Here is a 25511-nt window from a genome sequence, read left to right on the forward strand (position 1 = left end):
CTGGGCTGGGAAAAGGAGTAGAAAACAGCATGAAGACGATCGACGAACTTCTCGCCGAGGGCGTGTCCGGCAAGCGTGTCTTCGTACGCGCGGACCTGAACGTGCCGCTCTCGAACGGTGAGATCACCGATGACGGCCGCATCCGCGCCGTGCAGCCCACCATCGCGAAGCTCGCCGAGGCCGGCGCCCGCGTGGTCGTGGCCTCGCACCTGGGCCGCCCCAAGGGCGCCCCGGACCCGGCCTTCTCGCTGGCGCCCGCCGCCGCCCGCCTCGGCGAGCTGCTCGGCACGGACGTCGCGTTCGCCACCGACACCGTGGGCGCCTCCGCCAAGGAGACCGTCGCGGCCCTCGCCGACGGCCAGGTCGCCGTCATCGAGAACCTGCGCTTCAACGCGGGTGAGACCGCGAAGGACGACGCCGAGCGCGGCGCCTTCGCGGACCAGCTCGCCGAGCTGGCCGACATCTACGTCGGCGACGGCTTCGGCGCTGTCCACCGCAAGCACGCCTCGGTCTTCGACCTCCCCGCGCGCCTCCCGCACGCGGCCGGCTACCTCATCGCCACCGAGGTCGGCGTCCTGAAGAAGCTGACCGCCGAGGTCAAGCGCCCGTACGTGGTCATCCTCGGCGGCGCCAAGGTCTCCGACAAGCTCGCCGTCATCGACGAGCTGCTCGGCAAGGCCGACCGCCTCCTCATCGGCGGCGGCATGGCGTACACCTTCCTCTACGCCAAGGGCTACGAGGTCGGCATCTCCCTGCTCCAGAAGGACCAGGTGGACGTCGTCAAGGAGTACATGGAGCGCGCCGAGAAGAACGGTGTCGAGCTGGTCCTCCCGGTCGACATCCTCGCCTCCAAGGACTTCCCGGACCTGAAGACCAAGGCCCCGGCGGACTTCATCACCGTCGACGCGGACAAGATCCCCGCCGACCAGGAGGGTCTGGACATCGGTCCCAAGACCCGTGAGCTGTACGCCTCGAAGATCGCCGACGCCGAGACCGTCTTCTGGAACGGCCCCGTGGGCGTCTTCGAGCACCCCGACTACGCCGGCGGCACCCGCGCCATCGCGCAGGCCCTCGTCGACAGCAACGCCTTCACGGTCGTCGGCGGTGGCGACTCGGCCGCCGCCGTGCGCACGCTGGGCTTCGACGAGAACGCTTTCGGCCACATTTCGACCGGTGGCGGCGCCTCCCTCGAGTACCTCGAGGGCAAGACGCTCCCCGGCCTCGCCGCACTGGAGGTCTGAACCCTGATGACTGAGAACACCGCCGGCCGTACCCCGCTGATGGCGGGCAACTGGAAGATGAACCTCAACCACCTCGAGGCCATCGCCCACGTCCAGAAGCTCGCCTTCGCCCTGGCCGACAAGGACTACGACTTCGTCGAGGTCGCGGTCCTGCCGCCCTTCGTCGACCTGCGCTCGGTCCAGACCCTGGTCGACGGCGACAAGCTGAAGATCAAGTACGGCGCCCAGGACATCTCGGCCCACGACTCCGGTGCCTACACCGGCGAGATCTCCGGCCCGATGCTCTCGAAGCTGAAGTGCACGTTCGTGGCCGTCGGCCACAGCGAGCGCCGCCAGTACCACGGCGAGAACGACGAGATCTGCAACGCCAAGGTCAAGGCCGCCTACAAGCACGGGATCACCCCGATCCTGTGCGTCGGCGAGGGCCTGGACATCCGCAAGGCCGGCCAGCAGGTCGAGTACACGCTGAAGCAGCTCGACGGCGGACTCAAGGACGTCCCGGCCGAGCAGGTCGAGTCCATCGTGATCGCGTACGAGCCCGTCTGGGCGATCGGGACCGGCGAGGTCGCCACCCCCGATGACGCGCAGGAGGTCTGCGGTGCCATCCGCGTCCGCCTCGCGGAGCTGTACTCGCAGGAGCTGGCCGACAAGGTCCGCATCCAGTACGGCGGCTCGGTCAAGTCCGGCAACATCGCCGCGATCATGGCCCAGCCCGACGTCGACGGCGCCCTGATCGGCGGCGCGGCGCTGGACGCGGACGAGTTCGTGAAGATCGTCCGGTTCCGCGACCAGTGACGTTCATCGTGAGTATGCGGTAGGACGGATCCGTCGTACCCTTGCGGGGGCCAGCAGGCTGAACCAGCCGCTGGCCCCCGTGCTCGTAATCGGCAATGCGGGAAAGCCGGAAAGCCAGTAAGCCCAGAAAGTAGGAATCAGCCGTGATTTTGGGGTTCGAGATCGCCTTGGTCGTCTTCAGCGCCCTGCTGATGCTGCTCGTGCTGATGCACAAGGGCAAGGGCGGCGGTCTTTCCGACATGTTCGGCGGCGGTATGCAGTCGTCGGTCGGCGGCTCCTCGGTCGCGGAGCGCAACCTCGACCGCATCACCGTGGTGATCGGTCTGCTCTGGTTCGCGTGCATCGTCGCGCTCGGTCTGCTCATGAAGACCGGCAGCTGAACCGTTCTGGCCATTCCGGCCGTCCGGTCGGCTCTCCCCGGCCTATCATGAGGTCCGGCGTTCTTGTCTGGAATGGGTAACTCCACTCCTGGACTTGCGCCCGCCTTACGTAGACTTGGGCGCCCGCGACGGAATCCACTCACGTTTCGCGGCACCATCACGCAGGGAGTTACGACCGTGGCAAGTGGCAACGCGATCCGTGGTAGTCGGGTCGGAGCGGGGCCGATGGGTGAGGCCGAGCGCGGCGAGTCCGCGCCCCGCCTGCGCATCTCCTTCTGGTGCTCGAACGGGCACGAGACGCAGCCGAGCTTCGCCAGCGACGCGCAGGTGCCGGACACCTGGGACTGCCCGCGCTGCGGGTTCCCGGCCGGCCAGGACCGGGACAACCCGCCCGCACCCCCGCGCACCGAGCCGTACAAGACGCACCTGGCCTACGTACGCGAGCGGCGCACGGACGCCGACGGCGAGGCGATCCTCGCCGAGGCGCTCGCCAAACTGCGCGGCGAGATCTGACGCGTCCCCACCGAACAACCGAAGTGGCATCCGGCCCGGCCCGCAGGAGTCTTCCCTCCTGCGGGCCGGGCCGCTTTGTGTCGGTTGTGCCGCTTCCCATCCCTTAGGTTGGAACCGGCGGGGCACGACAGGACAGGAAGTGGGTTTGATGTCCGAGATGAACGCAGACAGCCGTACGAGGCTCAACCGGACGCCCGAGTGGGCCGCACTCGGCAAGCACCGGGACGAGCTGGGGCAGACGCATCTGCGGGAGCTGTTCGCGACGGATCCGGGCCGGGGCACCGGCTACACCCTGCGGGTCGCAGACCTGCACATCGACTACTCGAAGCACCTCGTGACCGACGAGACGCTGACTCTGCTGCGCCAACTGGCCGCGGCGACCGGCGTGGCCGAGCTGCGCGAGGCCATGTTCCGCGGCGAGAAGATCAACACGACCGAGGACCGGGCGGTCCTGCACACCGCGCTGCGCGCCCCGGCCGACGCGGTCGTCGAGGTGGACGGGGAGAACGTCGTGCCCGGCGTCCACGCGGTCCTCGACAAGATGGCGGCCTTCGCCGGCCGCGTCCGGTCGGGGGAGTGGACCGGCTCCACCGGCAAGCGCATCAAGAACGTCGTCAACATCGGCATCGGCGGCTCCGACTTGGGGCCGGCGATGGCGTACGAGGCGCTGCGCGCCTTCTCCGACCGGGGCCTGAACCTGCGCTTCGTGTCGAACGTGGACGGCGCCGACCTGCACGAGGCCGTACGGGACCTGGACCCGCACGAGACGCTCTTCATCATCGCGTCGAAGACCTTCACGACGATCGAGACCATCACCAACGCCACTTCGGCGCGGGAATGGCTGCTCGCGGGCGTCGGCGGCGACGAGGCGGCCGTGGCACGGCACTTCGTGGCGCTGTCCACCAACGAGGAGAAGGTCTCCGCGTTCGGCATCGACACGGCCAACATGTTCGAGTTCTGGGACTGGGTCGGCGGGCGCTACTCCTTCGACTCCGCGATCGGGCTGTCCCTGATGATCGCGATCGGCCCGGAGGCGTTCCGGGAACTGCTCGGCGGATTCCACACCATGGACGAGCACTTCCGCACGGCGCCGGCCGAGGAGAACGCCCCGCTGCTGCTGGGCCTGCTGGGGATCTGGTACGGGGCGTTCTTCGACGCGCAGTCGCACGCCGTGCTCCCGTACAGCCACTACCTCTCCCGGTTCACCGCGTACTTGCAGCAGCTGGACATGGAGTCCAACGGCAAGTCGGTGGACCGCGAGGGCAACCCGGTGGACTGGCAGACCGGGCCGGTGGTGTGGGGCACGCCCGGCACCAACGGCCAGCACGCCTACTACCAGTTGATCCACCAGGGCACCCGGGTGATCCCGGCGGACTTCATCGGCTTCGCGCGGCCGGTGGGCGAACTGCTCCCGGCGCTGGCGGCCCAGCACGACCTGCTGATGGCGAACTTCTTCGCGCAGACGCAGGCGCTGGCCTTCGGCAAGACGGCGGACGAGGTCCGGGCGGAGGGCGTCGCCGAACCGCTGGTCCCGCACAAGACCTTCGCGGGCAACCACCCGACGACCACGATCCTGGCGACCGAGCTGACCCCGGCCGTACTGGGCCAGTTGATCGCGCTCTACGAGCACAAGGTGTTCGTCCAGGGCGCGGTGTGGAACATCGACTCCTTCGACCAGTGGGGCGTGGAGCTCGGGAAGGTACTGGCCAAGCGGATCGAGCCGGCGCTCACCGAAGGCACGGAGGTGCCGGGCCTGGACGCGTCCACGCGCGCGCTGGTGGCCGCGTACCGCTCGCTGCGGGGCCGCTGACGGTAGACGGAACGCAGACAGGGCCCGCTCTCCTCGCGGAGGGCGGGCCCTGTCGGGTTGTACGGGGTCTGCGGGTTCCGCAGGTTCTACGGGGTCAGGCCGAGGCCGGGGGGTACATGGCCGGCGGGAGCTTCGCCGCCGCCGCGCGGTCGAGGAGCCACAGGGTGCGGGAGCGGCCGTACGCGGCGGCCGCCGGGGCCTGGACCTCGCCCGCCCCGCCCAGCGCGATCGCCACCGCTCCGGCCTTGTCCTCGCCGGCCGCCAGCAGCCAGACCTCGCGGGCCGCCCGGATCGCCGGGAGGGTGAGCGAGATCCGGGTCGGCGGGGGCTTGGGCGCGCCGTGGACGCCGACCACCGTGCGCTCGCTCTCGCGGGACGCGGGGTGTTCGGGGAAGAGGGAGGCCACGTGGGTGTCCGGGCCCACGCCCAGCATCAGGACGTCGAAGCGGGGGACCGGACCATGGTCCTCGGGGCCGGAGGCCTTGAGGAGCTCCGCCGCGTAGGAGGCGGCCGCCGCGTCCACGTCGACCCCGTACGGGCCGTCGGAGGCGGGCATGGCGTGAACCCGCGCGGGGTCCACCGGGACGGCGTCCAGCAGGGCCTCACGGGCCTGGACGTGGTTGCGCTCGGGGTCGGCGGCCGGCACGTAGCGCTCGTCGCCCCACCACAGGTCGATCCGGGACCAGTCGATGGCGTCCCGGGCCGGGGCCGCGGCCAGCGCGGCGAGCAGGCCGTTGCCGTTGCGGCCACCGGTGAGGACCACGGACGCGGTGCCGCGGGCCGCCTGTGCGTCCACGATCTTCGTGATCAGCCGGGCGGCCGCGGCCTGGGCCATCAGCTCCTTGTCCCGGTGGACGACGACCTGGGGAGTCGTCATACCCATGTGCTGCCGCCTTGTCGGTAGTTCTGCGTTCGGGTGCGGGTCCGGATGCCGCTGCGCGGAGCCTTCCCCCCACCCCGCCCCTTCCCGAAACCGGGGGCTCCGCCCCCGGACCCCCGCGCCTCAAACGCCGGCGAGGCTGGGTTCATTCAGCCCGTCCGGCGTTTGAGGACCGGGGTCCGGGGCGGAGCCCCGGGGAACGGTGGAAGGGCGGGTAGGGGACGGCCCCGCGCAGCGGCCCGTGCCTACTGCTTGGCCGCGGCCTTCTTGGCCGGCTTCGCCGGAGCGGGCTTCGCCGCCGGAGCATCCGCCTTGGCCGGGGCCGCCTTGGCCGGAGCCTCCGCCTTCGCGGGAGCCGGCTTCGCGGGCGCCGGTTCGGCCGTGGGGGCCAGGCGGGCCACGCCGAACTTCAGCGAGGCCTCGTAGGTGTTGTCCGGGTCCAGGCGGCGGAGTTCCTCCGCCAGGAGCTCGGCCGTGTCGCGGCGCTTCAGCGCCACCGCGCGGTCGGGCTGCCCCGGCATGCACAGCGTGGCCAGCGCCCCGTCCGCCCGGTCCAGGACGATCTCGCCGTCCTTGGTCTCCAGACGCACCGCGGTGAGCCCGGGGCCCGCCGAGGAGGTGCGCTTGACGGGGACCCCCAGCCGGTCCGCGAGCCACATCGCCAGCAGCTCGCAGCTCGGGTTGTCGTCCTCGCCCTCGACCGTGGCCGAGGACACCGAGTGGGTCTGCTGGTCGAGCGCCGCCGCCAGCATGGAGCGCCACGGGGTGATCCGGGTCCAGGACAGGTCCGTGTCCCCGGGCGCGTACGCCCCGGCCCGGCTGCCGAGCGCCTCGATCGGATCCTCGGTGGAGTACGTGTCCGTGATCCGGCGCTGGCCGAGTGCCCCCAGGGGGTCGCCCGCCAGGTCCTGCGGAGCGCCCTCCGGCCACCAGACGACGACGGGCGCGTCCGGGAGGAGCAGCGGGAGAACCACCGACTGGGCGTGGTCGACCAGTTCGCCGTGCAGGCGGAGCACGACCGTCTCGCCGGTGCCGGAGTCCGTCCCCACGCGGACTTCCGCGTCGAGACGGGCATCGCGGCGGCTGCGCGGCGAGCGGCTGACCCGCTTGATGACGACGACGATCCGCGAGGGGTGTTCGCGGGACGCGTCGTTCGCCGACTTGAGCGCGTCGTACGCGTTCTCCTCGTCGGTCACGATCACCAGCGTGAGCACCATCCCGATGGCAGGCGTGCCGATGTCCCGGCGCGCCTGCACCAACGAGGCGTTGATCTTGCTGGAGTTGGTCTCCGTGAGATCGATCTTCATGGCCGGCGCCAGCTCCGTCCGTCTCGTGCGAGCATCTCGTCCGCCTCGACCGGTCCCCAGGTGCCCGACGGGTACTGCGCGGGCTTGCCGTGCGTGTCCCAGTACTGCTCGATCGGGTCGAGGATGTTCCAGGACAGCTCGACCTCCTGGTGGCGCGGGAACAGGTTCGCGTCACCCAGCAGCACGTCGAGGATCAGCCGCTCGTAGGCCTCGGGACTCGACTCCGTGAAGGACTCGCCGTAGGCGAAGTCCATCGTCACGTCCCGGACCTCCATGGAGGTGCCCGGAACCTTGGAACCGAAGCGCACCGTCACGCCCTCGTCCGGCTGGACCCGGATGACCAGGGCGTTCTGCCCCAGCTCCTCGGTCGCGCCCGATTCGAACGGCAGGTACGGGGCCCGCTTGAAGACGACCGCGATCTCGGTCACCCGGCGGCCCAGGCGCTTGCCCGTCCGCAGGTAGAACGGGACGCCCGCCCAGCGGCGGTTGTTGATCTCCAGGCGGATGGCCGCGTAGGTGTCGGTCTTCGACTTGGGGTCGATGCCGTCCTCTTCGAGGTACCCGACGACCTTCTCGCCGCCCTGCCACGCAGCCGAGTACTGGCCGCGCACGGTGTGCTTGCCCAGGTCCTCGGGCAGCTCCACGGCGGTCAGCACCTTGAGCTTCTCGGCCACCAGCGCCTTGGGGTGGAAGGAGCCGGGCTCCTCCATCGCGGTGAGCGCCAGCAGCTGGAGCAGGTGGTTCTGGATGACGTCGCGGGCCGCGCCGATGCCGTCGTAGTAGCCGGCCCGGCCGCCGATGCCGATGTCCTCGGCCATGGTGATCTGCACGTGGTCCACGTACGACCGGTTCCAGATCGGCTCGAACATCGTGTTGGCGAAGCGGAGCGCCAGGATGTTCTGGACGGTCTCCTTGCCCAGGTAGTGGTCGATCCGGAAGACCTCGTTGGGCGGGAAGACGTCGTGCACGAGCTGGTTGAGCTCCTGTGCACTGGTCAGGTCGTGCCCGAACGGCTTCTCGATGACCGCGCGCCGCCAGGAGCCTTCCTTCTGCGCCAGCCCGTGCTTCTTGAGCTGGGCGACGACCTTGGGGAAGAACTTCGGCGGGACGGACAGGTAGAAGGCGAAGTTGCCGCCGGTGCCCTGCGCCTTGTCCAGCTCCTCGATCGTCGACTTCAGCGTCTCGAACGCCTGGTCGTCGTCGAAGTCGCCCTGGACGAAACGGCAGCCCTGGACGAGCTGCTGCCAGACCTCTTCACGGAAGGGGGTGCGCGCGTGCTGCTTGACCGCGTCGTGAACCTCCTGCGCGAAGTCCTCGTCCTGCCACTCACGTCGGGCGAAGCCGATCAGTGAGAAGCCCGGCGGGAGCAGGCCGCGGTTGGCGAGGTCGTAGACGGCAGGCATCAGCTTCTTGCGCGACAGGTCACCCGTAACGCCGAAAATGACCAGGCCGGACGGCCCCGCGATGCGCGGGAGCCGCCGGTCCTGTGCGTCACGAAGCGGGTTCGCTCCGTTTACAGACAAAGTGTTCAGGCCTCCGTGGGGGCGAGGCGCTCAAGCTCCGCCTCGGTCGACTTCAGCAGGTCGTTCCAGGACACCGCGAACTTCTCGACGCCCTCTTCTTCGAGCAGCTGCACCACATCGTCGTACGAAATGCCCAGCTTCGCGACCGCTGCGAGCTCGGCGCGGGACTGCTCGTACGTGCCGCTGATGGTGTCGCCCTCGACCACGCCGTGGTCGGCGGTGGCCTCGAGGGTGCCCTCGGGCATGGTGTTCACGGTGCCGGGGGCGACCAGGTCCACCACGTACAGGGTGTCCTTGTACGCCGGGTCCTTGACGCCGGTCGAGGCCCAGAGCGGACGCTGCTTGTTGGCGTGCGCCTTGTCCAGGGCGGCCCAGCGCTCGGAGGAGAACACCTCTTCGTAGGCCTCGTAGGCCAGACGGGCGTTCGCGAGCGCCGCCTTGCCCTTGAGGGCCTTGGCCTCGTCGGTGCCCAGCGCGTCCAGGCGCTTGTCGATCTCGGAGTCCACGCGGGACACGAAGAACGAGGCGACCGAGTGGATCTTGGAGAGGTCCAGGCCCGCGGCCTTCGCCTTCTCCAGGCCCGCCAGGTAGGCGTCCATGACCTCGCGGTAGCGCTCCAGCGAGAAGATCAGCGTGACGTTGACGCTGATGCCCTTGCCGATGACCTCGGTGATCGCCGGCAGGCCGGCCTTGGTCGCCGGGATCTTGATGAGCGTGTTCGGACGGTCCACCAGCCACGCGAGCTGCTTGGCCTCGGCGATGGTCGCCGTGGTGTTGTGGGCCAGGCGCGGGTCGACCTCGATCGACACGCGGCCGTCCTGGCCCTCGGTCGAGTCGTAGACCGGGCGCAGGATGTCGGCGGCGTCGCGGACGTCCGCCGTGGTGATCATGCGGATCGCCTCTTCGACGGTGACCTTGCGGGCGGCCAGGTCGGCGAGCTGCTGCCCGTACCCCTCGCCGCCGCTGATCGCCTTCTGGAAGATCGCCGGGTTGGTGGTGACACCGACCACGTGCTGCTGGTCGATGAGCTCGGCCAGGTTGCCGGACGTGATGCGCTTGCGGGACAGGTCGTCCAGCCAGATCGCCACGCCCTCGTCGGAAAGGCGCTTCAGTGCGTCTGTCATGGGAATTGCATCTCCTACTGGTCTGGGTACGGGAGTCAGCGCGCGGCGGCGGCGAGCGACTCGCGTGCGGCGGCGGTCACGGCTTCGGCGGTCAGGCCGAACTCGCGGTACAGCACGGCGCCGTCGGCCGAGGCACCGAAGTGCTCCAGCGAGACGATCCGGCCGGCGTCGCCGACGTAGCGGTGCCAGGTCAGGCCGATGCCGGCCTCGACCGCGACACGCGCCTTGACCGAAGGCGGCAGGACGCTGTCCTTGTACTCCTGGGACTGCTCCTCGAACCACTCGACGGACGGCATCGAGACGACCCGGGCCGGGACGCCCTCCGCCTGCAGCGCCTCGCGGGCGGCGACGGCGAGCTGGACCTCGGAGCCGGTGCCGATGAGCACGACCTGCGCGGGGCCGCCCTCAGCCTCGAAGAGCACGTACCCGCCCTTGGCGGCGTCCTCGTTGCGCTCGTAGGTCGGCACGCCCTGGCGGGTCAGCGCCAGACCGTGCGGGGCGCCCTTGCCGAAGACCTTGGTGTGGCGCTTGAGGATCTCGCGCCAGGCGACGGCGGTCTCGTTCGCGTCGGCCGGGCGGACCACGTTCAGGCCCGGGATGGCGCGCAGCGCGGCGACGTGCTCGACCGGCTGGTGGGTCGGGCCGTCCTCGCCGAGGCCGATGGAGTCGTGCGTCCACACGTAGGTGACCGGCACATGCATCAGGGCGGAGAGGCGCACGGCGTTGCGCATGTAGTCGGAGAACACCAGGAAGGTGCCGCCGTAGATGCGGGTGTGGCCGTGCAGGGCGATGCCGTTCATGGCCGCGGCCATGGCGTGCTCGCGGATGCCGAAGTGGATGGTGCGGCCGTACGGGTCGGCCTCCGGCAGCGGGTTGCCCACCGGCAGGAACGAGGAGTTCTTGTCGATGGTGGTGTTGTTGGAGCCGGCGAGGTCGGCCGAGCCGCCCCACAGCTCCGGGATGACCGCGCCGAGCGCTTCGAGGACCTTGCCCGAGGCGGCGCGGGTGGCGACGCCCTTGCCGGCCTCGAAGACGGGGAGCTTGTCCTCCCAGCCCGCGGGCAGCTCGTTCGCGTTGATGCGGTCGAACTCGGCCGCGCGCTCGGTGTTGGCGGTGCGCCAGGCGGAGAACTCCTTCTCCCAGGCGGCGCGGGCCTCGCGGCCCCGGTCGCCGAGGGAGCGGGTGTGCGCGATGACTTCGTCGGAGACCTCGAAGGTCTGCTCCGGGTCGAAGCCGAGCACGCGCTTGGTGGCGGCGACCTCGTCGTTGCCGAGGGCCGAGCCGTGCGAGGCCTCGGTGCCCTGGGCGTGCGGGGCCGGCCAGGCGATGATCGAGCGGGCCGCGATGAAGGAGGGGCGCTCCGTCTCGGCCTTGGCGGCCTGCAGCGCGGTGAACAGCGCCTTCGGGTCGAGGTCGCCGTTCTCCTGCTGCGCGACGCGCTGGACGTGCCAGCCGTACGCCTCGTAACGCTTCAGGGTGTCCTCGGAGACGGCCGTCTCCGTGTCGCCCTCGATGGAGATGTGGTTGTCGTCCCACAGCAGCACCAGGTTGCCGAGCTTCTGGTGGCCGGCCAGCGCGGACGCCTCGTGGGAGATGCCCTCCTGGAGGCAGCCGTCGCCCGCGATCGCGTAGATCATGTGGTCGAACGGGGAGGTGCCCGTGGGAGCCTCGGGGTCGAACAGGCCGCGCTCGTAGCGGGCGGCCATGGCCATGCCCACCGCGTTGGCGATGCCCTGGCCCAGCGGGCCGGTGGTGGTCTCGACGCCCGCGGTGTGGCCGTACTCCGGGTGGCCCGGGGTCTTCGAACCCCAGGTGCGGAAGGCCTTCAGGTCGTCCAGCTCGAGCCCGAACCCACCCAGGTACAGCTGGGTGTAGAGGGTCAGCGAGGAATGACCGGCGGAGAGCACGAAACGGTCGCGGCCGACCCACTCCGGGTCCGCCGGGTCGTGCCGCATCACCTTCTGGAAGAGGGTGTACGCGGCGGGGGCCAGGCTCATCGCCGTGCCGGGGTGGCCGTTACCGACCTTCTGGACCGCATCGGCGGCCAGGATCCGGGCGGTGTCGACAGCACGCTGGTCCAGTTCGGTCCAGTCGAGCTCTGTGGTCGTCGGCTTGGTGCTCACCGTGGGTCAGGGCTCCTCTCCACATGTCTGGTTCCCGGTGACGAACGGTGCACCGGCGCGATTCCGAGCCTACCCCCGCCACAGCGTGCAGCTATTCGAGTACCCGCGGTCCGCACGTGACGTCGCAGCGCCGATCGGACCAACACGGGGCGACCCCCGCGCGGGACGAGCCAATGGCTACGTCTAGAGTGGCGTGGTACGCGCAAGCCTTTACGGGACCTACATGTTTAAAAGGGTTCACGTCGGAGCTTGCTGGATTCTCTGTCAGGGGTGTGCGTGACGGCCGTCGAATCCCGTCCAGCGGGGGTGCTCGGGACGAGCCCCAACCACCGGCCGTTCGGGGCCCGGGCCATGGCTTTCGTGGCGCTGACCAAGCCGCGGATCATCGAGCTTCTGCTCATCACGACCGTGCCGGTGATGTTCCTCGCCGAGCAGGGCGTGCCCTCGCTGTGGCTGGTCCTCGCCACCTGCTTCGGTGGTTATCTGTCCGCGGGCGGCGCCAACGCGCTGAACATGTACATCGACCGCGACATCGACGCGCTGATGGACCGGACCTCGGGACGCCCGTTGGTGACCGGCATGGTCAGCCCGCGCGAGTGCCTGGTCTTCGGCATCACCCTCGGGATCGCGTCCACCCTGTTCTTCGGGCTGCTGATCAACTGGCTCTCGGCCGCGCTCGCGCTCGGCGCGCTCCTCTTCTATGTCGTCGTCTACACGATGCTGTTGAAGCGGCGCACCTCGCAGAACATCGTCTGGGGCGGCATCGCGGGCTGCATGCCGGTGCTCATCGGCTGGTCGGCCGTGAAGAACGAGGTCTCCTGGGCCGCGGTCATCCTCTTCCTCGTCATCTTCTTCTGGACGCCGCCGCACTACTGGCCGCTGTCGATGAAGGTGAAGGACGACTACGCGCGGGTCGGCGTGCCGATGCTGCCGGTCGTGGCGGGCAACAAGGCCGTGGCCAAGCAGATCGTCCTCTACAGCTGGGTGATGGTGGCGGTCTCGCTGCTGCTGACCCCGCTGGGGTACACCGGCTGGTTCTACACCTCGGTCGCCCTGGTGGCCGGCGGCTGGTGGCTGTGGGAGGCGCACGGGCTGAACGCGCGCGCCAAGTCGGGCGTGACGGGCGCGAAGCTCAAGGAGATGCGGCTGTTCCACTGGTCGATCACCTACGTGTCGCTGCTCTTCGTCGCCGTCGCCGTGGATCCCTTCCTCCGCTGATCCTTCGCCGATGAACCTTCCTCCGTTCATTACCGGCCGGTAGCATGCCTTTCATGGCAGACACCGAGGAGACCGCCGCCACGGCGGACAAGAAGCAGGACCGTAAGGCCGCGAAGCTGGCCAAGCAGATCGGCGCGTTCGCCAAGCAGCACGGCGGCGCCGAGGGCCACCTCGCGCACATCGGCCAGGCGGGCACCCGGATCGTCCTCGTCGGCACCGACGGCGGCTGGGGCGACCTGGTGGCCCCTGCGTACGACACCGCGCGGCTCGCGGCAGAGAAGGCCGGGCTGACCCTCCACGAGGAGTTCGACGGCGAGTTCGCCGCGCGGGTGCGGACGGGACCGTACGAGTGGTCGCGGATGGCCGGAATGCAGCTCGGCGGAACCGCGAATCCGGCGGCCTGACCCGGTCGATCTTGGCTTGATCATTGGCCCGATCGTTTCGGGTCACCCGCTCGGTCAACAGCGCGAGCAACACCTCACACCCCGCTCACCCGTTAGGACGTGTGGAAGCCCCTTCCTCACGTCCGCAACGGGATGCCCGGATGATCGAAACGCCGCCCCTGGTGGACCAGTACTGCCAGGGAGTGCTCCGCACGGAGCTCGGCCTCGCCACCTTCGAGGCCCAGCTCCTCCCCTCGGCCGGCCCGCCCGCCGCCGGCACCACCTTCTTCGACACCCAGACCGGCTTCGCGGTGCGCCGCTGGTGCCCGCCGCTGCTCGGGCTCGAACCGCACTGCGCCCCCGCCCGCTACCTCGCCCGGCGGCGCGAGCTGGGCGCCGCCGAGTCCGCCCGCCGGCTGCTGCGCGGCTGTGGGGTCGGAGCCCGGCTCGTCGACACCGGGGTGCCCGGGGACCTCACCGGGTCCAAGGAACTGGCCCTGGCCGGCGAGGCCGAGGCCTTCGAGCTGGTGCGGCCGGAGCTGCTGGCAGAGCAGGCGGCGGACACCTCGGGGACCGTGGCCGCCTTCCTGGCCGACCTTGCGGGGGCGGTCCACCACGCCGCCGCCGGGGCCGTGGCCTTCACCTGCGGGGCGGACGCGGGGAGCGTCGCCGACCGGTCCTGGGTGGCGGCCCTCGAAGCCGCGCCCGAGCCGCCAGGTCCGGGCGAGGTGCGGGGCGCGGCCGGGCGCTGGCTGGCCGCGCGGGCCGGGGGAGGGGCCGTACGGGATCCCGTACTCCTGCGGCACCTGGCGTGGAGCGCGGTGTCCGCCGGCCTCCCGATCCAGCTGCACACGGGCGGGGAGCAGGGGGAGCCGGAGCGGCTGACCGGGTTCCTGCGGGCCACCGAGGGACTCGGGGCGCGGCTGGTGCTCCTCGGTGGGTACCCCCACCACCGGCAGACCGCGCGGCTGGCCGCGGCCTTCCCGCACGTCCACGCCGACCTCGGCGCGGCGCTGGGGTCCACGGGGGCGCGGGCGGCCGCCGTACTGGCGGAGTGCCTGGAGACCGCGCCGTTCGGGAAGCTGATGTTCTCCGGCGGCGGACGCCAACTGCCCGAACTGCATGCGGTGGGCGCGCTGGTCTTCCGGGAGGCGCTCGGCCGGGTGCTCGGCGGCTGGGTCGCAGACGGCTCCTGGTCCTGGCGGGACGCGGAGCGGGTGGCGGCGATGGTCGCGGCGGGCAATGCCCGCCGCGTCTACCGGCTGGACGAACGGGGCTGACGAACGGGGCTGACGAACGGGCTGACGAGCGGTCGGCCCCCGGTGGGCCAGTGGGTCAGACCGCGGTGGGTCGGCGGATCAGACCGCTGCGAGCCGGGCGTCGTCCCGGTCCGGGGTCCCGGTCTGCTCGGACGGGCGCTCGCGCAGGCTCAGCGCCACCCGGAGCACCGAGATCCACACCAGGCAGGAGCCGAGCATGTGGGCCGCCACGAGGGCCTCGGGCACCTCGGTGAAGTACTGGACGTAACCGATGGCGCCCTGGGAGAGCAGCACGATCAGCAGGTCGCGGGCGCGCGCCCGGGTGTCCACGGGGGCGTCGACCACGCGCAGCACCAGCCACATCGCGACGGCGAGCGCGCACACCACCCAGGCGGAGACCGCGTGGACGTGGGCGGTGGCCGACCAGTCGAAGGGCATCCGCTTGATCTCGCTGCTGTCCCCGGCGTGCGGGCCGGAACCGGTGACCACCGTGCCCGCCGCGATCAGCACGACGGTGGCCGCGAGCAGCGCCCACGAGAGCTTGCGGACCGGAGCGGGCACGCGCGGCCGGGCCGGGCCGTCACCCTCGCGGGTGCGCTGCCAGGTGATCGTCGTCACGGTGATCAGCGAGGTGGCGAGCATGAAGTGCCCGGCCACGCTGTAGGGGTTGAGGCCCGTCAGGACGGTGATGCCGCCGAGGACCGCGTTGCCCATCACGATGGCGAACTGGAGCCAGCCGAGCCGGGTCAGCGAGCGGCGCCACGGCTTGGCGCAGCGGGCGGCGGTGATCGCCCAGCCAACGGCCGCGCAGAGCACGTACGTCAGCATGCGGTTGCCGAACTCGATGGCGCCGTGGAAGCCCTGCTCCTGGGTCACGATCAGGCTGTCGCCGGTGCACTTGGGCCACGTGTCGCAGCCGAGACCGGATCCGGTCAGCCGTACCGCGCCGCCGGTGACGACGATGACGACGCTCATGAGCACCGCTGCGAACGCGGCCCGCTGGACGGTCCGGGGTGACGGCGTCCAACGGCGGGCGAGATATGAGAGGGGGGTCAACACGGCGCTTATCGTACGCGGACACTTGTGCAAAGTTTCACGAGGGGGTGGCGGTCGCCCCGTCAGGGCCGATGGCCAGCCGGAACCGGGCCCCGGCGGGATCGCCTTCCGCATGCCACCACACGCGGATCCGCCAATGCGCGCCCTCGCCCGGGTAGTCGGCCGAGGCCGCGAAGCCCCGTACCAATTCGACACCTACATCCTCGGCCGTCCTATTTCTCACTTCCGCCCCGCTGCGCCAGGGATGTGGCTGTACGTTCCACAGTCCGTCGGATCCGCGGACCTCGATGCGCCACACCGCGACCCAGGGGGTCACCTCCAGCATCGTGTGGACCTGGTCGGCCTCCAGGCCCAGCCGGACGGCGATCTCCGCCTCGGGGACTCCCTGGACGCGGGCGGCGACCACGGCCTGGGGCAGCAGCCGTTCGGGCAGCAGCCCGCGCGTGCGCAGGCCGGCCAGGGAGGCGAAGGACAGGAAGCGCAGCCGCAGTTCGAGCTGGCGGCCGATGTGGTCCAGGGCCTCCTCCGCCTCCTGCGACTCCTCGGAGCCGGGATCGGAGAGCAGCAGCCGCCGGAAGGAGGCCTCCGCGTCGACCGCCCAGGCCACGGACTCCTCGGCCAGGCCCAGCTCCGCGAGCCGGTCGCCGAGGAACACCTTCGCCTGCGCGAGGCCCCGCTGATTGACCGGATCCTCCTGGTCCAGGGCCGCCCAGACCTCCACCGCGCCGCGCGTCAGGTCCCGGGCCCGCTCGCCGGCGGCCCGTTCCATGGCGCTCGGGCCGTTCTCGGAGCCGGGGCCCAGCGGATGCTTCGGCAGCCGCTCCCCGTCACTGAGGGGCCAGGACAGCCAGACCCCCTGGTTGATCAGGCCCCGGGCGTACCAGCGGGCGTACTCGGCCGCGTGGCCGGCCGCCTGCTGCGAGAACCGCAGCCCCTCCTCGATGGCGGCCAGGGCGCCGCCCCGGTCCCCGCCGGCGAAGCGGCGGGCCGCCAGGTCGCCCAGGCGCAGACCCAGCCGGGCCGCGCACTCGGCGTCGGCGCGGGCCGGCTCGCGCAGGGCTGCGATCAGCTCGGCCAGCAGGGCGTCGGCCTCAGCGGCTCCGGCGTGCGCCGCGCCCGAACGGATCCGCGCCCACTGTTCGTCCAGCCGCAGAACGGCCTCTCGCTGCGCCATGCCGCCCCCCGGCTCCATGCGTGAAGGTGCTCATCCTCCCAGGGAACGCCCCGCCGGGTGGGAGTGTTCCGATCAATCCCCGCCGCCGTTCGAGTGATGGTGCGGTGGCACTGCGTAACCGGGCGGGTCTCAACCCGGGTGGCGTTGATCGCGGAAGACTTACCCGTCCGCTGGACGGGCGAGCAGCGTGAGCCAGGAAGTTCCCTCGCCTGCGGGGGAGCGGGGTCAATCCCAGCGGAACCAGCGCGCAGCAGCGCCAAGTCCGAGTACGGCCCAGCAGGTAAGCACGGCCGCGTCGCCCCAGGGCAGCGCGGCCCCGTGCTGGAGCACCTCGCGCAGCCCGTCGGAGAGCGCGGAGATCGGGAGCAGGCCGAGGACGGACTGCACCGCTCCGGGGAACTTGTCCATCGGCACGATCACCCCGCCGCCGACCAGCAGCAGCAGGAAGACCAGGTTGGCGGCGGCCAGCGTGGCCTCCGCCCTGAGGGTGCCGGCCATCAGAAGGCCGAGCCCGGAGAAGGCGGCCGTGCCGAGCAGGATCAGCAGGGCGACGGACAGCGGGTTCCCGTGCGGGGACCAGCCCAGGGCGAAGGCGATCACCGTCAGCAGCGCGATCTGCAGCACCTCGGTGACCAGCACGGACAGCGTCTTGGCGGCCATCAGGGCCCAGCGCGGCAGCGGGGAGGCCCCGAGCCGCTTGAGGACCCCGTAGCGCCGGTCGAAGCCGGTGGCGATGGCCTGGCCGGTGAAGGCGGTGGACATCACGGCCAGCGCCAGGATGCCGGGGGCGAGGAAGTCCACGGACTTTCCCTCGCCGGTGTCGACGATGTCCACGGCTGAGAAGAGGGTCAGCAGCAGCGCCGGGATGATCACGGTCAGCAGCAGCTGCTCCCCGTTGCGCAGCAGCATCCGGGTCTCCAGCGCGGTCTGCGCCAGGATCATGCGGGACACGGGCGCGGCCCCCGGGCGGGGGGTGAACTTACCGGCGCTCATGCGCGCAGCTCCTTACCGGTCAGTTCCAGGAAGACGTCTTCGAGGGTGTGCCGCTCCACCGAGAGGCTGTCGGGCATCACCCCGTGCTGCGCGCACCAGGAGGCGACGGTGGCCAGCAGCTGGGGGTCGACGTCGCCGGTGACCCGGTAGACGCCGGGGAGGAGCTCGGCGGCCTGGGTGCCGTCGGGCAGGGCCTTGAGCAGGGAGCCGACGTCGAGCGCGGGGCGGCCGGTGAAGCGCAGGGTGTTCTCGGCGCCGCCGCGGCACAGCGCGTCGGGGGTGCCGTGGGCGATGACCTTGCCGGCGTCGACGATGGCGACCTCGTCCGCGAGCTGCTCGGCCTCGTCCATGTGGTGCGTGGTGAGGACGACCGAGACCCCGTCGGCGCGCAGTTCCCGTACGAGGTCCCAGGTCGCGCGGCGGGCCTGCGGGTCGAGGCCGGCGGTCGGCTCGTCCAGGAAGACCAGCTCGGGGCGGCCGACGACGGCCATGGCGAGGGCCAGGCGCTGCTGCTGGCCGCCGGAGAGGCGGCGGTAGGGGGTGCGGCCGCAGCCGCCGAGGCCGAGACGGTCCACCAGGGTGGGGACGTCCAGGGGGGCGGCGTAGAGCTTGGCCATGTGGCGCAGCATCTCGACGGCCCGGGCGCCGGAGTAGACGCCGCCGGACTGGAGCATCACGCCGATGCGCGGGCGCAGGGACTCGGCCTGCGCCACGGGGTCGAGGCCGAGGACGCGGACGGATCCGGCGTCGGGGCGGCGGTAGCCCTCGCAGGTTTCCACAGTGGTCGTTTTGCCCGCGCCGTTGGGACCAAGGACTGCGGTGACCGAGGCCCTCCGGACGGTGAGGTCCAGGCCGTCCACCGCGGTTTTGGGGCCGTACCGCTTCACCAGTCCGCGGATTTCCACGGCGGGGTCGTTGCTCATGGGGAGTGAGTCTACGGAGCCCCGGGAGGTGACCGGGGTGGGGCCGTAGGTCCCGCCCCCGAAGGGTCACGGACCTGCGCATTCGTGACTTTATCGTCCGTCCGGGGATGCGTCCGGACCCTAACGTCGAATGGTGAACAGCATCGCTCAGAACGTCGAAGCCACCTCGGGGCAGGCCGAGCGCAAGGCCCATGACCTCGGGCATCCGCCGCGCTACTTCGTGTCGGCCATGCTCGCGGGCGCCTACATCGCCATCGGCGAGGTGCTGCTCCTGGTCGCGATCTCGCCGTTCGTGGCCAAGGGCTCGCCGGCCGTGAAGCTGCTGGAGGGTGCGGTCTTCCCGATCGCCCTGACCATCGTGATGTTCGCCGGCGCCCAGCTCTTCACCAGCAATGTGATGGTCATGCTGGTCGGCGCCCTGTCCGGGCGGACCGGCCCGAGGGACCTGTTCCTGTCCTGGACGCTCTCCCTGGCGGGGAACCTGGCCGGAGCCTTCGCCTTCGGCGCCATGGTGCACGCCTCGGGCGTGGTCTCCTCGCCCTCGGCGCGGTCCATGCTCACCGAGATGGTGCACGGGAAGATGGCGCTGAGCGGCGGGCAGCTGTTCTGGCGCGCGGTGCTCTGCAACATGCTGGTCTGTCTGGCCATCTGGATGTTCACCCGGGCGCGCGGCGATGCCGCCAAGATTTTCGTCCTGTGGCTGCCGGTGGCTGTTTTTGTCGCCGTCGGATTCGAACACTGTGTAGCGAACATGGCTGTTTTCAGCCTCGCGATCCTGGATGGCTCAGCCGGCTTCGGTGATCTTTTCCGGAATCTGATGTTCACCGTGCCGGGGAACATCGTGGGCGGGGGATTGCTGGTGGGAGCCGTCTACTGGTTCACCGGCGGGGCCCTGCGCGAGGGCGGAGCGTCGACGTCCATATAACGCTCCGTGGATAAATAAGGTAACCCTTAGTGATGGAGGCCACCAGAGGTGGCCTCCATCACGGCTTGTCGGGGCGCGACTAATTACGCAACAATGGCGTTGTGAAATACGGCGAACGGATGAGCGAGGCCCCCCAGGGCGAACTCGCGACCGGGGAGCGGTCAACCCGCAACCGGGTCGCGCGGTCGATCCTGGACCACGGTCCTTCCACCGTCGCCGACCTCGCCCAGCGTCTCGGCCTCACCCAGGCCGCCGTTCGCCGCCACCTCGACACGCTCGTCGCCGACGACGTCGTCGAACCCCGTGAGCAGCGTGTGTACGGTGCGCGGACCCGAGGTCGGCCCGCCAAGGTCTTCGCGCTGACCGACTGCGGCCGGGACGCCTTCGACCAGTCCTACGACTCGCTCGCCGCCGACGCCATGCGCTGGATCGCGCAGGCCGCCGGTGGCGGGGAGCAGGGCGAGGCGGCCGTGGCCGCCTTCGCGAAGGCCAGGCTGACGGCGCAGGCCGAGACCTACCGCGAGGCCGTGGAAGCGGCCGACCCGGCGCAGCGCACCGAGGCCCTTGCCAAGGCGTTGACCGGAGACGGGTACGCTGCTACGGCGAAGAGCGCTCCCGGTCCGCACAGCGGTGAACAGCTCTGCCAGCACCACTGCCCGGTCGCACACGTCGCCGAGCAGTTCCCGCAGCTCTGCGAGGCGGAGACCGAGGTCTTCTCCCGCCTGCTCGGGACGCACGTGCAGCGTCTCGCCACGATCGCCCACGGCGACGGGGTGTGCACGACGTTCATTCCACGCAGTGGGAACGGCGTCGTCGCCACAGGCGCCACACAGACCGACACATCAGTATCTGCAAGTACGGCCGGGAGGAACCCCGCATGACCACGGAGACTGCTCACCCTGAGCTCGATGGCCTGGGCACCTACGAATACGGATGGGTCGACTCCGACGCGGCCGGTGCGGTCGCCAAGCGAGGCCTGTCCGAGGAGGTCGTCCGCGACATCTCGGCGAAGAAGTCCGAGCCGGAGTGGATGCTGAACCTCCGTCTCAAGGGCCTCAAGCTGTTCGGCAAGAAGCCCATGCCCAACTGGGGTTCCGACCTCTCGGGCATCGACTTCGACAACATCAAGTACTTCGTGCGTTCCACCGAGAAGCAGGCCGCTTCGTGGGAGGACCTGCCGGAGGACATCAAGAACACGTACGACAGGCTCGGCATCCCGGAGGCGGAGAAGCAGCGCCTCGTCGCCGGTGTCGCCGCCCAGTACGAGTCAGAGGTCGTCTACCACCAGATCCGTGAGGACCTGGAGGAGCAGGGCGTCATCTTCCTCGACACGGACACCGCGCTCAAGCAGTACCCGGAGCTCTTCCAGGAGTACTTCGGCACGGTCATCCCGGTCGGCGACAACAAGTTCGCCTCGCTGAACACCGCCGTGTGGTCGGGCGGCTCGTTCATCTACGTCCCCAAGGGCGTCAAGGTCGACATCCCGCTCCAGGCCTACTTCCGTATCAACACGGAGAACATGGGCCAGTTCGAGCGGACGCTGATCATCGTCGACGAGGACGCCTACGTCCACTACGTCGAGGGCTGCACCGCCCCGATCTACTCCTCGGACTCGCTGCACAGCGCCGTGGTCGAGATCATCGTGAAGAAGGGCGGCCGCTGCCGCTACACGACGATCCAGAACTGGTCGAACAACGTCTACAACCTGGTCACCAAGCGCGCCGTGGCGTACGAGGGCGCGACCATGGAGTGGATCGACGGCAACATCGGTTCCAAGGTCACCATGAAGTACCCGGCCGTCTACCTGATGGGCGAGCACGCCAAGGGCGAGACCCTCTCCATCGCCTTCGCGGGCGAGGGCCAGCACCAGGACGCCGGCTCCAAGATGGTCCACATGGCGCCGAACACCTCCTCCAACATCGTCTCGAAGTCGGTGGCCCGAGGCGGCGGCCGCACCTCGTACCGCGGTCTGGTCGAGATCGGCGAAGGGGCCCACGGCTCCAAGTCCAACGTGCTGTGCGACGCGCTCCTGGTCGACACCATCTCCCGCTCGGACACCTACCCCTACGTGGACGTCCGCGAGGACGACGTGTCCATGGGCCACGAGGCGACCGTCTCCAAGGTCTCCGACGACCAGCTCTTCTACCTGATGAGCCGCGGTCTGACGGAGTTCGAGGCCATGGCGATGATCGTGCGCGGCTTCGTCGAGCCGATCGCCCGTGAGCTGCCGATGGAGTACGCGCTGGAGCTGAACCGGCTGATCGAGCTGCAGATGGAAGGCTCGGTCGGTTAGTCCCGGCCCGCCCGACGTCCCGCAGCAGATTCTTTAAGGAAGAGAGCAACACGACAGCCATGGCTGAGGCTCAGAACATTCCGGCGGGTTCCACCACCGCCGGCGCGATCGCGGTGGCCGCCGAGTCCACCGTCGCCACCCGGATGAGTGCCCCCCCGTCCTTCGACGTGGCGGACTTCCCCGTGCCCACCGGGCGCGAGGAGGAGTGGCGCTTCACGCCGCTCGCCCGCCTCAAGGGCCTGCACGACGGCACCGCGGTCGCCAACGGCACCATGAAGGCCCAGATCGACGCGCCCGACGTGGTCACGATCGAGTCCGTGGAGCGCGGCGACGCGCGCATCGGCAAGGCAGGCACCCCGGTGGACCGGATCGCCGCCCAGGCGTTCTCGTCCTTCGCCAAGGCCACGGTCGTGACCGTGCCCAAGGAAGCGGTGCTCACCGAGCCCGTGCGCGTCACGCTGCACGGCGAGGGCGGCACCACCTTCGGCCACACCGTCTTCGACGTGAAGGCCTTCGCCGAGGCCGTCGTCGTCATCGACCACACCGGTGACGGCGTGCGCGCCGCCAACGTGGACTTCCTCGTCGGCGACGGCGCCAAGCTCACCGTGGTCTCCGTGCAGGACTGGGACGACACCGCCGTCCACGTGTCCCAGCACAACGCGCTGATCGGCCGCGACGCGACCTTCAAGTCGATCGTGGTCACCTTCGGCGGCGACCTCGTCCGCCTCCACCCGCGCGTGAACTACGCGGGCCCCGGCGGCGAGGCCGAGCTCTTCGGCCTGTACTTCACGGACGCCGGTCAGCACCAGGAGCACCGCCTCCTGGTCGACCACAAGGCCCCGCACTGCAAGTCGAACGTGGTCTACAAGGGCGCGCTCCAGGGCCAGGACGCCCACGCCGTCTGGATCGGTGACGTGCTCATCGAGAAGACCGCCGAGGGCACCGACACCTACGAGATGAACCGCAACCTCGTCCTCACGGACGGCGCCCGGGTCGACTCGGTGCCGAACCTGGAGATCGAGACCGGCGAGATCGTCGGCGCCGGCCACGCCTCCGCGACCGGCCGCTTCGACGACGAGCAGCTCTTCTACCTGCAGTCGCGCGGCATCCCGGCCGACGAGGCCCGCCGCCTGGTCGTGCGCGGCTTCTTCGCCGAGCTCGTCCAGCAGATCGGTGTCGACGACATCGAGGAGCGCCTGCTCGCCAAGATCGAGACCGAGCTCCAGGGTTCCGTCTGATGACTTACGTCAAGGCCTGTGCGCTGAGCGAGCTGGAGGAGAACGCCCCCAAGAGGGTCGAGCTCGACGGCACGCCGGTGTCCATCGTCCGCGCCGAGGGCGAGGTGTTCGCGATCAACGACATCTGCTCGCACGCGAACGTCTCGCTCTCGGAGGGCGAGGTCGAAGACTGCATGATCGAGTGCTGGCTGCACGGCTCGGCCTTCGACCTGCGCACCGGCAAGCCGTCCGGCCTGCCCGCGACGCGCCCCGTCCCCGTATACCCCGTAAAGATCGAAGGGGACGACGTGCTCGTCTCCCTCACCCAGGAGTCCTGAGGTATCCATGGCAACGCTTGAAATCCACGACCTGCACGTCTCCGTCGAGGCCGAGAACGGCGCCCGCGAGATCCTCAAGGGCGTCGAGCTCACCATCAAGCAGGGTGAGACGCACGCCATCATGGGTCCGAACGGCTCCGGCAAGTCCACCCTCGCGTACGCGCTGGCCGGTCACCCGAAGTACACCATCACCAAGGGCACCGTGACCCTGGACGGCGAAGACGTCCTGGAGATGTCCGTCGACGAGCGTGCCCGCGCCGGCATGTTCCTCGCGATGCAGTACCCGGTCGAGATCCCCGGCGTCTCGGTCTCCAACTTCCTGCGCACCTCGGCCACCGCCATCCGCGGCGAGGCGCCGAAGCTGCGTACCTGGGTGAAGGAGGTCAAGTCCGCGATGGAGCAGCTCCAGATGGACACGGCCTTCGCCGAGCGCAACGTCAACGAGGGCTTCTCCGGCGGTGAGAAGAAGCGCCACGAGATCCTGCAGCTGGAGCTCCTGAAGCCGAAGATCGCGATCCTCGACGAGACCGACTCCGGCCTCGACGTCGACGCCCTGCGCCAGGTCTCCGAGGGCGTCAACCGCGTCCACGCGACCGGCGACACCGGCACCCTGCTGATCACGCACTACACGCGGATCCTCCGGTACATCAAGCCCGACTTCGTCCACGTCTTCTCCGAGGGCCGCATCGTCGAGTCCGGCGGCGCCGAGCTCGCCGACAAGCTGGAGGCCGAAGGCTACGAGTCCTACAGCACGAAGGGTGGCGCGACCGCGTGACACAGCTGCCTGGCCTCCTCGACATCGAGGCGATCCGCAAGGACTTCCCCCTTCTGGATCGTGTGGTCCACGACGGGAAGAAGATCGTTTACCTGGACAACGCTGCGACCTCGCAGAAGCCGCGCCAGGTGCTCGACGCGCTGAACGAGTACTACGAGCAGCACAACGCCAACGTCCACCGCGGCGTGCACGTGCTCGCCGAGGAGGCCACGGCGCTGTACGAGGGCGCTCGCGACAAGGTCGCCGCCTTCATCAACGCGCCGAGCCGCAACGAGGTGATCTTCACCAAGAACGCCTCGGAGTCGCTCAACCTGGTCGCGAACATGCTCGGCTGGGCGGACGAGCCCTACCGGGTCGACCGCGAGACCGAGATCGCCATCACGGAGATGGAGCACCACTCCAACATCGTCCCGTGGCAGCTGCTCTCGCAGCGCACCGGCGCGAAGCTGAAGTGGTTCGGCCTCACCGACGACGGCCGGCTCGATCTGTCCAACATCGAAGAGGTCATCACGGAGAAGACGAAGATCGTCTCCTTCACGCTGGTCTCCAACATCATGGGCACGGTCAACCCGACCGAGGCGATCGTCCGGCGCGCGCAGGAGGTCGGCGCGCTGGTGCTGATCGACGCCTCGCAGGCCGCTCCGCACATGCCGCTCGACGTGCAGGCGCTCGGCGCCGACTTCGTGGCCTTCACCGGTCACAAGATGTGCGGCCCGACCGGCATCGGCGTCCTCTGGGGCCGCCAGGAGCTGCTCGAGGACCTGCCGCCCTTCCTGGGCGGCGGCGAGATGATCGAAACCGTCTCGATGCACTCCTCGACGTACGCCCCGGCGCCCCACAAGTTCGAGGCCGGTACGCCCCCGATCGCCCAGGCCGTCGGCCTCGGCGCGGCCGTGGACTACCTGACCGCGATCGGCATGGACAAGATCGCCGCGCACGAGCACGCGATCACCGAGTACGCGATCAAGCGCCTCGCGGAGGTCCCCGACCTGCGCATCATCGGCCCCACCACGGCCGAGGACCGCGGCGCCGCGATCTCCTTCGTGCTGGGTGACATCCACCCGCACGACGTCGGCCAGGTACTGGACGAGCAGGGCATCGCGGTCCGCGTGGGACACCACTGCGCCCGCCCGGTCTGCCTCCGGTACGGAATTCCGGCGACGACGCGAGCGTCTTTCTATCTGTACTCCTCTCCGGCCGAGGTCGACGCACTGGTCGCCGGGCTGGAGCACGTACGGAACTTCTTCGGATAAGACGAAGC

The 25511-nt window shown here is 70.1% G+C and carries 24 protein-coding genes; 15 read left to right on the forward strand and 9 right to left on the reverse strand.

Annotation, left to right across the window (positions count from 1 at the left end; genetic code table 11):
- Positions 1 to 29: 29 nt before the first annotated feature.
- The 5 genes from pgk (at position 30) to pgi (ending at position 4739) form a co-directional block, all read left to right on the forward strand.
- Positions 30 to 1241 carry a phosphoglycerate kinase gene (gene pgk, locus OG276_RS29035; RefSeq protein WP_266909655.1) on the forward strand — a complete coding sequence of 404 codons (1212 nt, stop codon included), beginning with the start codon at positions 30 to 32 and terminating at the stop codon, positions 1239 to 1241.
- 6 nt (positions 1242 to 1247) lie between these two features.
- Entirely contained in the window at positions 1248 to 2036 is a 789-nt protein-coding gene (gene tpiA, locus OG276_RS29040; protein ID WP_266909657.1) for a triose-phosphate isomerase, read from the forward strand.
- A 143-nt stretch (positions 2037 to 2179) separates the two neighbouring features.
- Positions 2180 to 2416: a preprotein translocase subunit SecG gene (secG, locus tag OG276_RS29045; RefSeq protein WP_266909659.1), complete on the forward strand. Its 237-nt coding sequence runs from the start codon at positions 2180 to 2182 to the stop codon at positions 2414 to 2416.
- A 177-nt stretch (positions 2417 to 2593) separates the two neighbouring features.
- The gene (locus OG276_RS29050; protein WP_007263454.1) at positions 2594 to 2929 is read left to right on the forward strand and encodes an RNA polymerase-binding protein RbpA; all 336 of its coding nucleotides are present in this window, start codon (positions 2594 to 2596) and stop codon (positions 2927 to 2929) included.
- Positions 2930 to 3086: 157 nt separating this feature from the next.
- Complete coding sequence (pgi, locus tag OG276_RS29055) at positions 3087 to 4739, forward strand: glucose-6-phosphate isomerase (protein ID WP_266909662.1); 1653 nt, start codon at positions 3087 to 3089, stop codon at positions 4737 to 4739.
- A 94-nt stretch (positions 4740 to 4833) separates the two neighbouring features.
- Here pgi and pgl read toward each other — a convergent pair whose 3' ends face one another.
- The 5 genes from pgl to tkt all read right to left on the reverse strand — a co-directional run bounded on the left by pgl (position 4834) and on the right by tkt (position 11696).
- The gene (gene pgl / locus OG276_RS29060) at positions 4834 to 5616 is read right to left on the reverse strand and encodes a 6-phosphogluconolactonase (RefSeq protein ID WP_266909664.1); all 783 of its coding nucleotides are present in this window, start codon (positions 5614 to 5616) and stop codon (positions 4834 to 4836) included.
- A 248-nt stretch (positions 5617 to 5864) separates the two neighbouring features.
- Positions 5865 to 6926 (reverse strand): glucose-6-phosphate dehydrogenase assembly protein OpcA, encoded by a 1062-nt coding sequence (gene opcA, locus OG276_RS29065; protein WP_266909666.1) that lies wholly within the window; start codon positions 6924 to 6926, stop codon positions 5865 to 5867.
- Positions 6923 to 8449 (reverse strand): glucose-6-phosphate dehydrogenase, encoded by a 1527-nt coding sequence (gene zwf / locus OG276_RS29070; protein ID WP_266909668.1) that lies wholly within the window; start codon positions 8447 to 8449, stop codon positions 6923 to 6925. The genes opcA and zwf overlap by 4 nt, the downstream gene beginning before the upstream one ends.
- 5 nt (positions 8450 to 8454) lie before the next feature.
- Entirely contained in the window at positions 8455 to 9573 is a 1119-nt protein-coding gene (gene tal, locus OG276_RS29075) for a transaldolase (protein WP_266909670.1), read from the reverse strand.
- A 35-nt stretch (positions 9574 to 9608) separates the two neighbouring features.
- Complete coding sequence (gene tkt, locus OG276_RS29080; RefSeq protein WP_266909672.1) at positions 9609 to 11696, reverse strand: transketolase; 2088 nt, start codon at positions 11694 to 11696, stop codon at positions 9609 to 9611.
- Between the two features lie 270 nt (positions 11697 to 11966).
- On the opposite strand from tkt, the gene OG276_RS29085 reads away from it, so the two are divergent.
- The 3 genes from OG276_RS29085 (at position 11967) to OG276_RS29095 (ending at position 14577) form a co-directional block, all read left to right on the forward strand.
- A complete protein-coding gene (locus tag OG276_RS29085) occupies positions 11967 to 12914 on the forward strand; it encodes a heme o synthase (protein WP_250742345.1) in 948 nt (315 codons plus the stop codon).
- Between the two features lie 53 nt (positions 12915 to 12967).
- On the forward strand, positions 12968 to 13318 hold the full coding sequence (locus OG276_RS29090) for a hypothetical protein (RefSeq protein WP_266909674.1): 351 nt from the start codon (positions 12968 to 12970) through the stop codon (positions 13316 to 13318).
- A 140-nt stretch (positions 13319 to 13458) separates the two neighbouring features.
- Positions 13459 to 14577: an amidohydrolase family protein gene (locus OG276_RS29095; RefSeq protein ID WP_266909676.1), complete on the forward strand. Its 1119-nt coding sequence runs from the start codon at positions 13459 to 13461 to the stop codon at positions 14575 to 14577.
- A 78-nt stretch (positions 14578 to 14655) separates the two neighbouring features.
- Here OG276_RS29095 and OG276_RS29100 read toward each other — a convergent pair whose 3' ends face one another.
- The 4 genes from OG276_RS29100 to OG276_RS29115 all read right to left on the reverse strand — a co-directional run bounded on the left by OG276_RS29100 (position 14656) and on the right by OG276_RS29115 (position 18702).
- Positions 14656 to 15645 carry a heme A synthase gene (locus OG276_RS29100; protein WP_266909678.1) on the reverse strand — a complete coding sequence of 330 codons (990 nt, stop codon included), beginning with the start codon at positions 15643 to 15645 and terminating at the stop codon, positions 14656 to 14658.
- 4 nt (positions 15646 to 15649) lie between these two features.
- Positions 15650 to 16786: a hypothetical protein gene (locus OG276_RS29105; protein WP_266909680.1), complete on the reverse strand. Its 1137-nt coding sequence runs from the start codon at positions 16784 to 16786 to the stop codon at positions 15650 to 15652.
- 225 nt (positions 16787 to 17011) lie between these two features.
- Positions 17012 to 17779: an ABC transporter permease gene (locus tag OG276_RS29110; protein WP_266909682.1), complete on the reverse strand. Its 768-nt coding sequence runs from the start codon at positions 17777 to 17779 to the stop codon at positions 17012 to 17014.
- Positions 17776 to 18702: an ABC transporter ATP-binding protein gene (locus OG276_RS29115; protein WP_266909684.1), complete on the reverse strand. Its 927-nt coding sequence runs from the start codon at positions 18700 to 18702 to the stop codon at positions 17776 to 17778. The genes OG276_RS29110 and OG276_RS29115 overlap by 4 nt, the downstream gene beginning before the upstream one ends.
- Before the next feature lie 133 nt (positions 18703 to 18835).
- On the opposite strand from OG276_RS29115, the gene OG276_RS29120 reads away from it, so the two are divergent.
- From OG276_RS29120 to OG276_RS29150, 7 genes are all read left to right on the forward strand, one after another.
- The gene (locus tag OG276_RS29120) at positions 18836 to 19627 is read left to right on the forward strand and encodes a formate/nitrite transporter family protein (protein ID WP_266909686.1); all 792 of its coding nucleotides are present in this window, start codon (positions 18836 to 18838) and stop codon (positions 19625 to 19627) included.
- Between the two features lie 119 nt (positions 19628 to 19746).
- Complete coding sequence (locus tag OG276_RS29125) at positions 19747 to 20508, forward strand: metalloregulator ArsR/SmtB family transcription factor (protein WP_266909688.1); 762 nt, start codon at positions 19747 to 19749, stop codon at positions 20506 to 20508.
- On the forward strand, positions 20505 to 21920 hold the full coding sequence (gene sufB / locus OG276_RS29130) for a Fe-S cluster assembly protein SufB (RefSeq protein WP_266909690.1): 1416 nt from the start codon (positions 20505 to 20507) through the stop codon (positions 21918 to 21920). Before OG276_RS29125 ends, sufB begins: the two co-directional genes overlap by 4 nt.
- Positions 21921 to 21979: 59 nt before the next feature.
- Complete coding sequence (sufD, locus tag OG276_RS29135) at positions 21980 to 23158, forward strand: Fe-S cluster assembly protein SufD (RefSeq protein WP_266909692.1); 1179 nt, start codon at positions 21980 to 21982, stop codon at positions 23156 to 23158.
- A complete protein-coding gene (locus tag OG276_RS29140) occupies positions 23158 to 23475 on the forward strand; it encodes a bifunctional 3-phenylpropionate/cinnamic acid dioxygenase ferredoxin subunit (protein WP_250742308.1) in 318 nt (105 codons plus the stop codon). The genes sufD and OG276_RS29140 overlap by 1 nt, the downstream gene beginning before the upstream one ends.
- A gap of 7 nt (positions 23476 to 23482) precedes the next feature.
- The gene (gene sufC, locus OG276_RS29145; RefSeq protein ID WP_266876885.1) at positions 23483 to 24250 is read left to right on the forward strand and encodes a Fe-S cluster assembly ATPase SufC; all 768 of its coding nucleotides are present in this window, start codon (positions 23483 to 23485) and stop codon (positions 24248 to 24250) included.
- Positions 24247 to 25503, forward strand: coding sequence for a cysteine desulfurase (locus OG276_RS29150; RefSeq protein WP_266909694.1), 1257 nt, complete (start codon positions 24247 to 24249; stop codon positions 25501 to 25503). The genes sufC and OG276_RS29150 overlap by 4 nt, the downstream gene beginning before the upstream one ends.
- Positions 25504 to 25511: the final 8 nt, after the last annotated feature.

The organism is Streptomyces sp. NBC_00086 (assembly GCF_026343255.1).
Classification (GTDB): domain Bacteria; phylum Actinomycetota; class Actinomycetes; order Streptomycetales; family Streptomycetaceae; genus Streptomyces.